Annotated in this window: 5 protein-coding genes and 1 pseudogene; 5 read left to right on the top strand and 1 reads right to left on the bottom strand. The window is 40.8% G+C overall.

Annotation, left to right across the window (positions count from 1 at the left end; translation table 11 throughout):
- From HCR01_RS36160 to HCR01_RS36145, 4 genes are all read left to right on the top strand, one after another.
- Positions 1-3,083 (top strand): non-ribosomal peptide synthetase (locus HCR01_RS36160; RefSeq protein WP_193200717.1); only part of this gene is annotated, 3,083 nt, incomplete at its 5' end.
- A complete protein-coding gene (locus tag HCR01_RS36155; RefSeq protein WP_193200716.1) occupies positions 3,061-4,377 on the top strand; it encodes an MFS transporter in 1,317 nt (438 codons plus the stop codon). The genes HCR01_RS36160 and HCR01_RS36155, both read left to right, overlap by 23 nt.
- Before the next feature lie 33 nt (positions 4,378-4,410).
- Positions 4,411-5,400 carry an aspartyl/asparaginyl beta-hydroxylase domain-containing protein gene (locus HCR01_RS36150; protein WP_193200715.1) on the top strand — a complete coding sequence of 330 codons (990 nt, stop codon included), beginning with the start codon at positions 4,411-4,413 and terminating at the stop codon, positions 5,398-5,400.
- 125 nt (positions 5,401-5,525) lie between these two features.
- Entirely contained in the window at positions 5,526-6,344 is an 819-nt protein-coding gene (locus HCR01_RS36145; RefSeq protein WP_193200714.1) for a phytanoyl-CoA dioxygenase family protein, read from the top strand.
- 72 nt (positions 6,345-6,416) lie between these two features.
- Here the strand turns inward: HCR01_RS36145 and HCR01_RS36140 are convergent.
- Positions 6,417-7,110: pseudogene (locus HCR01_RS36140) on the bottom strand (IS5 family transposase); the annotation flags it as partial.
- Positions 7,111-7,186: 76 nt separating this feature from the next.
- Here HCR01_RS36140 and HCR01_RS36130 point away from each other — a divergent pair.
- Positions 7,187-7,602, top strand: a 416-nt coding sequence (locus HCR01_RS36130) for an IS6 family transposase (RefSeq protein WP_226890034.1), incomplete at its 3' end; no start/stop codon positions are given.

Here is a 7,602-nt window from a genome sequence, read left to right as displayed (position 1 = left end):
CCACACTCAAAGCTTATGAAAATCAAGATGTGCCTTTTGATAAAGTAGTTGAAGCACTACAACCACAACGTTCTTTAGCTTACTCTCCCTTTTTCCAGGTAATGTTTATATTACAAAATGCCCCGGTGGCAGAAGTGAAATTACCTGGTGTAACTTTGACTCAATTAAATCAACAAAGCACAATTGCGAAGTTTGATTTGACAGTGTCAGTCATCGAAACTAACCAGGGATTAGTGGGGTCATGGGAGTACAATACTGACTTGTTTGATGGGTTAACTATTGAGCAGATGGCTGAGCATTTCCAGAACTTGTTGTCAGCAATTGTAGAAAATCCTTCACAGACGGTGGGTGAATTACCTTTGTTGAGTCAAGCAGAACGCCATCAGTTATTGACCGAGTGGAATGATACTGCTAGTGAGTACTCTCATAAATGTATTCATCAATTGTTTGAGCAGCAGGTAGAGAAAACACCGGATGCGATCGCAGTGGTATTTGATAAAGAGCAGTTGACCTATAAACAATTAAATCAAACAGCCAACCAACTAGCGCATCATCTACAAACTCTGGAAGTGGGGCCAGAAGTGCTAGTTGGTATTTGTGTAGAACGTTCAATAGAGATGATGGTGGGATTGTTGGGGATACTTAAAGCTGGAGGAGTATGTGTACCTCTTGACCCCAACTATCCTCAAGAACGCTTAAGTTATATGTTGGCGGATTCTAGTGTTGGAGTCTTGTTAACCCAACAATCGTTACTAGAATCTTTACCTACACACACCGCACAGGTCGTTTGTCTAGATACTCACTGGCAGTTAATCGCTGCTGAGTCTGACATCAACCCACAATCACAAGTGCAGCCTGAGAATTTGCTCTATGTGATTTACACTTCTGGTTCTACAGGTTTACCTAAAGGGGTCGCTCTATGCCATCGCACCTTCACCAACCTCATCGAGTGGCATTCAGCAACAATGGCAAAAGGGGTTGGAGTCCTTCAGTTTGCTTCCCTGAGTTTTGATGCCAGTTTTCATGAAATCTTTGCTGCTTGGTGTTCGGGGGGTACACTGTTTTTAATTCCTGAGAACTATCGTCTGGATTTGGATAAATTAGTACATTTCCTTGCACAAAACCCAATCCAAAAAGCAACTCTGCCGGTTGTGCTTTGGCAGCAATTAGCAGAAGCTTACGCAGACCAACCTCAGTTGTTTGCCAATCTTACAGAAGCGATCGCAACAGGGGAGCAGCTTCAGATTAGCCAACAGATGAGCAATCTATTTTCCCGTTTTGACCAGTGTAAATTCTATAACCAATACGGCCCTTCTGAAACCCATGTCGTACTTTCCTACGTTTTCACACAACCACCCCAGAAATGGCCGATTTGTCCCCCTATGGGTAAACCAATAACCAACACCCAAATCTACATCTTAGATGAGCATTTACAACCAGTTCCGGTTGGTGTTTGTGGAGAGTTGTACATTGGGGGTGATAGCTTAGCTAGAGGCTATCTCAACCGCCCAGAATTAACCCAAGAAAAATTTATCCCAAATCCCTTTAATAATTCAAAATCCGAACGCCTTTACAAAACAGGCGACTTAGCCCGCTATAGTCGTGATGGTAACATTGAATTTCTTGGTCGTATCGATCATCAAGTCAAGATTCGAGGCTTCCGCATCGAACTCGGAGAAATTGAAACACTCCTCAATACCCATCCCCACATCCAACAAGCTGTTGTGATTGCCACTGAGGATATCTACACTAGCAAACGCTTAGTCACCTATATAGTTGCTAAGGACAAATCACTCACAATCAGTCAATTGCGTCAATACCTCAGACAACAGCTACCAGAGTATATGCTGCCTAGTGCATTTGTCACCTTAGACTCTCTACCTCTTACACCCAATGGCAAACTTGACCGCAAAGCACTACCAGCGCTTGATGCAGAAATTACCAGAGAAAATAAATATATCGCACCACGCACACTCATAGAAATTCAACTAACTCAAATCTGGTCACAAGTTCTTAATATAACTTCGGTGGGGGTTCGAGATAACTTCTTTGAACTTGGCGGTCATTCTCTTCTAGCTGTCCGTCTAATGTCCAGAATTCAACAACAATTCCAGAAAAATTTACCTTTAGCCATCCTTTTCCAAAGTCCTACTATCGAACAAATGGCGGTTGTTCTTAGTTCTGATTCATCTGAAAAACTCTGGTCTCCTTTAGTACCAATTCAACCTAAAGGTTCATTACCACCTTTTTTCTGTGTTCCTGGATCTGGGGGAAATGCTCTTTACTTTTACGACCTAGCACAATATCTTGGAGAAGATCAACCCTTCTACGGTCTACAAGCACAGGGTTTTGATGGTGAAACAAAACCTCTTGGGAGCATTGAAGAAATAGCATCCCAATACATTAACGCTATTCGGACAGTTCAACCAGTCGGCCCTTATTTCTTGGGAGGTCATTCCTTTGGAGCTAGAGTCGCTTTTGAAATGGCGACTCAGTTACGATGTATTGGACAATCTGTTGCATATGTTGCCATTTTAGACACTTCACCGACTTCTGAACTCGAAGTTAGTTATTCTGGTTGGGATAATGCCAGGTGGATGTATGCAATTGCTGGGATAGCTGAGGAATTGTTTGGAGAAAATCTCCAAATATCTCATGAAGCTCTATCTTCTCTTACATCAGAGGAACAAATAAACTATTTCAAGCAACAGTTAGAAATAGTTAGCATTTTACCTCCTCAGGCAGATATCAAATTAGTTCGTGGCTTATTACAAGTTTTCCAAACTCAAGTTCAAATAGATTACGTGCCACACAATACTTATCCGGTTCCAATTACTCTGTTTCTTGCTCAGGAGGGAAATTCTCAACAGGAAAATTGCGATCGCCTTTTACAAGATCCAACGTGGGGTTGGAGTCAGTTTGCTGATGGAGAAGTGGAAGTTAATTTTGTTCCTGGTACTCATATATCAATGCTTAGTAAGCCTCATGTTATGGTACTAGCTCAAAAACTCCAAAAATCTCTTGAACAAGCATACAATATCTATCAATTAGAAAAATCAAATGCCCAAACCACTCAAAATTGAAGGAATGTCGATTTTCGTTGTGGTCTGGTTGGGACAACTAGTCTCTTTATTGGGATCCAGTCTGAGCAACTTTGCTCTTGATGTTTGGGTTTATCAGCAGAGTGGTTCCGTTACCCAGCTCTCTTTTCTAATTCTGTTCACTACTCTTCCTAGCGTCATTATTTCTCCTTTTGCTGGTGTCTTAGTAGACAGTTGGAACCGCCGTTGGGTGATGATTCTCAGCGATTCAGGTGCAGCTTTAAGTACCCTAACTTTAGCTGCCTTACTGGTCACCGGAAAAATACAAATTTGGCATATATATCTAGCAAGTGCAGTAATTTCTAGCTTCAGTGCATTCCAATGGCCTGCTTACAGCGCTGCCACTACCTTGTTAGTACCCAAGAAATACTTAGGTAGAGCCAGTGGAATGACTCATTTAGCATACGCTTTAGGACAACTTTTTTCTCCCATTTTAGGTGGTGTACTCCTAGGAATCATACAGCTATCAGGAATTTTTGTTGTAGACTTGGGCAGTTTTGTATTTGCTCTAACTACTCTACTCTTGGTTCGATTTCCTCACCACAAAGTAACACGTTACCAGCAAATTAATAAAACCTCACTACTCACACAAGCTATTTATGGTTTCCATTATCTGAAGGCTCGTTCTGGACTACTGGCTCTATTATTATTTCTTGCTAGTAGTAACTTTTTTGTTGGAATTCTTCAAGTACTCATTTATCCCTTAATACTCTCTTTTGCTTCCTCAGCTCAACTTGGTACTATCATGTCCCTTGGCGGTGTGGGTATGCTAACAGGCGGACTGTTTATGAGTACTTGGGGAAGTGGACGGCAAAACTATATCAATATATTTTTCTGCTTCATGCTGCTCAACGGATTTTCCATGATAGTTGCAGGGTTTTATCCTTCCATTCTTATGCTTAACATAGCTGCTTTTCTATTTTTTCTTGGACTCCCTTTTATCAGCAGTTCATCTCAAGTAATTTTTCAAAATAAAGTTGCTCCTGATGTACAAGGAAGAGTTTTCTCTCTTAAGAATGCGATTAGTGGCTCCTGTTTACCCTTAGCTTATCTTGTTGCTGGCCCTTTAGCAGACAGAATATTTGAACCTTTAATGACAGTTAATGGCGCTCTCGCCGGAAATATCGGAAAACTCATCGGTACCGGGCCCGGTCGAGGTATTGGTCTAATGTTTATTGTCTTTGGAACATTAACTATGTTGATGACTATTATTGCCTATCAATATGCTCCCTTAAGGTTAGTAGAACACGAATTGCCCGATATTGTCACAAGTTAATCTCTCAATATAGTCAGTCTAGGAGGTCTAAAAATGGTTGAACTAAAAACAGAAAAGCTACCATCTTCTATCCCATTAGAAATGTCTTTTGATATTGCAAGAATTCAAGAAGAACTGAAAATAGTCAATTCCTTTAGCTGGATAACAGAGGAGCCGTTTTCGCTCAAAGATTTATGGGGTTCTTCCCCGACAGTTTTCCATGATGGCAAGTGGAAAGGTCTAAGTTTAAAATCGCAAGGAGGAAGATGGGACAAATCTGATCCAGGTGGGCCGGGTTTAGAGCCATTTGAAGAAACAGCAATTCTGAAGCATACTCCTTATTTTAAAGAAATCATTGACAGCTTAAAATGTCATAAACGAAGTATCCGCTTATCTCTGCTGCCAGCAGGGGCTTCTATTCAAGAGCATTGTGATACTTATCATGACTTTAAATATGGACAAATACGTTTACACATACCGCTTGTTACTCATGAGGATGTAGTAATAGTGATTGACGGCGATCACTGTAAGTGGGAAGCTGGTCAACTTTGGTATGGTAACTTTGCAAAATCTCACTGGGTGATGAATAACAGTTCTTTGGATAGGATACATATGATCATTGATGTCTGTATTAATGATTTTGTATTAAGCTTATTTCCTGAGGACTTTGTTTGTAAAGTTAGAGCTAATGGCATCATCGAGCATCAAGAGTCAATAAATCTTACTGAAGAAGAACTCAAGAAATTTGAATGTAAATTTATAATTACAGCAGGTCTGATGAAGGGGATTTTCGAGACGGATGATGGAATTCCTGGTGTATTTGATGCAAGTATAAGACTACTAAACGGGCAGATTGTATTCTTCGTAGAAGACAGACCATTGATCTCACTGGTTCCCATTTCTCCAACACGCTTTTGCTTTAATGGTTGGACTTGTGAGCGACATTTAGAGTTTGAAGTTTTCAACAATTTAGTATGCAATCTACAGTTAGTTATGCGAAGCGGATATTATAATACAACAGTTAATCTGCCCCTATTAAGTTAAGTATGGGTACATTTTAATAAGATTCTGTTAGGAAATTTGTCAGAAAAATATCGCAAGGGGTTTAGAGTTTTTTATGCCAGAAAATTTTAAATTCCTACTAATTATAAATAGAAAGGCGAACTACCATGAAACTTACCCAAGATCAAATACGAAAGTACGAAGATGAGGGGATGTTATTTCTCCCCAATTATTTTTCTGAGGCAGAAGTTAACGTTTTACGCGAAGAACTTTCACTATTACCAGAGAACCCCTCTGGACGAATGATGGAAAACGACAACCAAACGATACGAGCTTTTCATGGGGTTCATATCCACAGCAAAATTTTCCAGAGCTTGATTCAACATCCACTTTTATTAGAACCTGCTCAACAAATTTTAGGAGATTCGGTCTATCTTTATCAGTTCAAGATCAACATGAAAGCTGCTTTTACTGGCGATATTTGGCCTTGGCATCAAGACTATGCATTTTGGTATGAGGAAGATGGTATGCGAGAACCTAGAATAATCAATGTCGGTATCTTCTTGGATGAAGTCAATCAGTTTAATGGTCCGCTGTATTTGATTTCAGGTTCCCATAAAGAAGGCCTTATCAAATTTGAGATGCATAGCTCCGCAGTTGAAGGCGAAGATGTTAGTTGGGAAGCGAATGTCAGTGCTAATCTTAAGTACTGTCTAGACAATGCAACTATAACTCGACTCGTTGAAAGGGGAGGTATAATAGCTCCTGTTGGTTGTGCTGGATCTGTTCTCTTCTTTCACGGCAGTATAGCTCATAGCTCGGTTCCTAATATATCTCCTTATCCTCGTAGACTATTGCTCATTACCTATAACAGCGTCGAGAATATTCCGCGTCCTTCTGGCAAGCCAAGACCAGAATTCTTAGTGTGTCGGGATTATACTCCACTGCAACCTGTAGAAGATGATGTTTTACTACAACAAGGGTGATAAAAAATGGTTGTGTTGGGCTTTGTTGCATGAAAGAAAAAAAGACATACCAATCCAACATTAGAGCAGAAGTTAGTTTTCCACTTTGTAACTGTCTGGCTTGCCCAACTGGATCATGCGATTAAGCGCGGCAGATTGTAGAAATAACTCGACAGCCTGATTGTCAAAAAAACGTCGTTTCAACTTACCGCCAAAAATGGTTTTGAGCCGAAAGATAGCAGTTTCGGATAAAGAACGGCGATGATAACTAGATTCTTGTTTCCATTGTTTACGTCCAACTTGGTTCACTCTTAACAGGTTTTCATCTCTGGGATGCGATTGTGCTATCTCGTGTGAGTTTTGTTGAATTTTGGCATTACTGCGAGGTGGAATTGTCGCTTTTGCTCCTCGTTCGGCAATTGTGTCATAACAGCCGAATGTGTCGTAGCCACCATCACCAGATACTTGTTCTATCGGCGAATCTATCTGCTCCAATATGTCTGGTAGCACCTCACAATCTGCGACATCATTAGTAGTCACCACCGCACCCAGAATTTCACCACTTTCTGAGTCAACGCCTAAATGCAACTTGCGCAGCTGTCCGCCTTTTACCAATCCCATGTGTGCGAACTTTCCACTCGCCCTCACCATAAACTTTTACGCCAGTTGAATCCACTAGAACATGAACAGCTTTGTCCTTTGGTAGAACTGCCAGTTCTACTGACAACTTGCTTAAACGACGAGATAGGGTAGAGTGATCCGGGACTTCTAGCTCAATCCCCATAAGGGTTTTGTCGGTTGTGTTGCAAAAACAGGTGTTAAGCAGGTAGTATATTCTCCTTAAAGATTTAAATGCTACAGAGATGAACCCTAAGCAACCGTTTAAATGGCGACATTATCAACCAGAAATCATCCTCCTGTGCGTCAGATGGTATCTTCGGTATCCGTTGAGTTATCGCGATTTAGAAGAGATGATGGCAGAAAGGGGGTTATCAGTAGACCATACAACTGTGTATAGATGGGTTCAAGCCTATGCACCAGAGCTAGAAAAACGATGCCGCTCACAACTCAAATCTACAAATGATTCATGGCGGGTTGACGAAACCTATATCAAGGTTAAAGGTAAGTGGAAATATCTGTATCGTGCCGTTGATTCTGCTGGCAATACAATTGACTTTTTGTGTAAGGATTCAGGTGGCAGAGTATTGACAAGAGGACACTTCAGGGGGAGTATCACAAATATGAACCAAAACCTGCCTCAAGATATAGACCGAGAAAG

The sequence above is a fragment of the Nostoc sp. MG11 genome (assembly GCF_014904695.1).
Lineage (GTDB): Bacteria > Cyanobacteriota > Cyanobacteriia > Cyanobacteriales > Nostocaceae > Komarekiella.
This window is presented reverse-complemented; position numbering and strand designations above follow the sequence as displayed.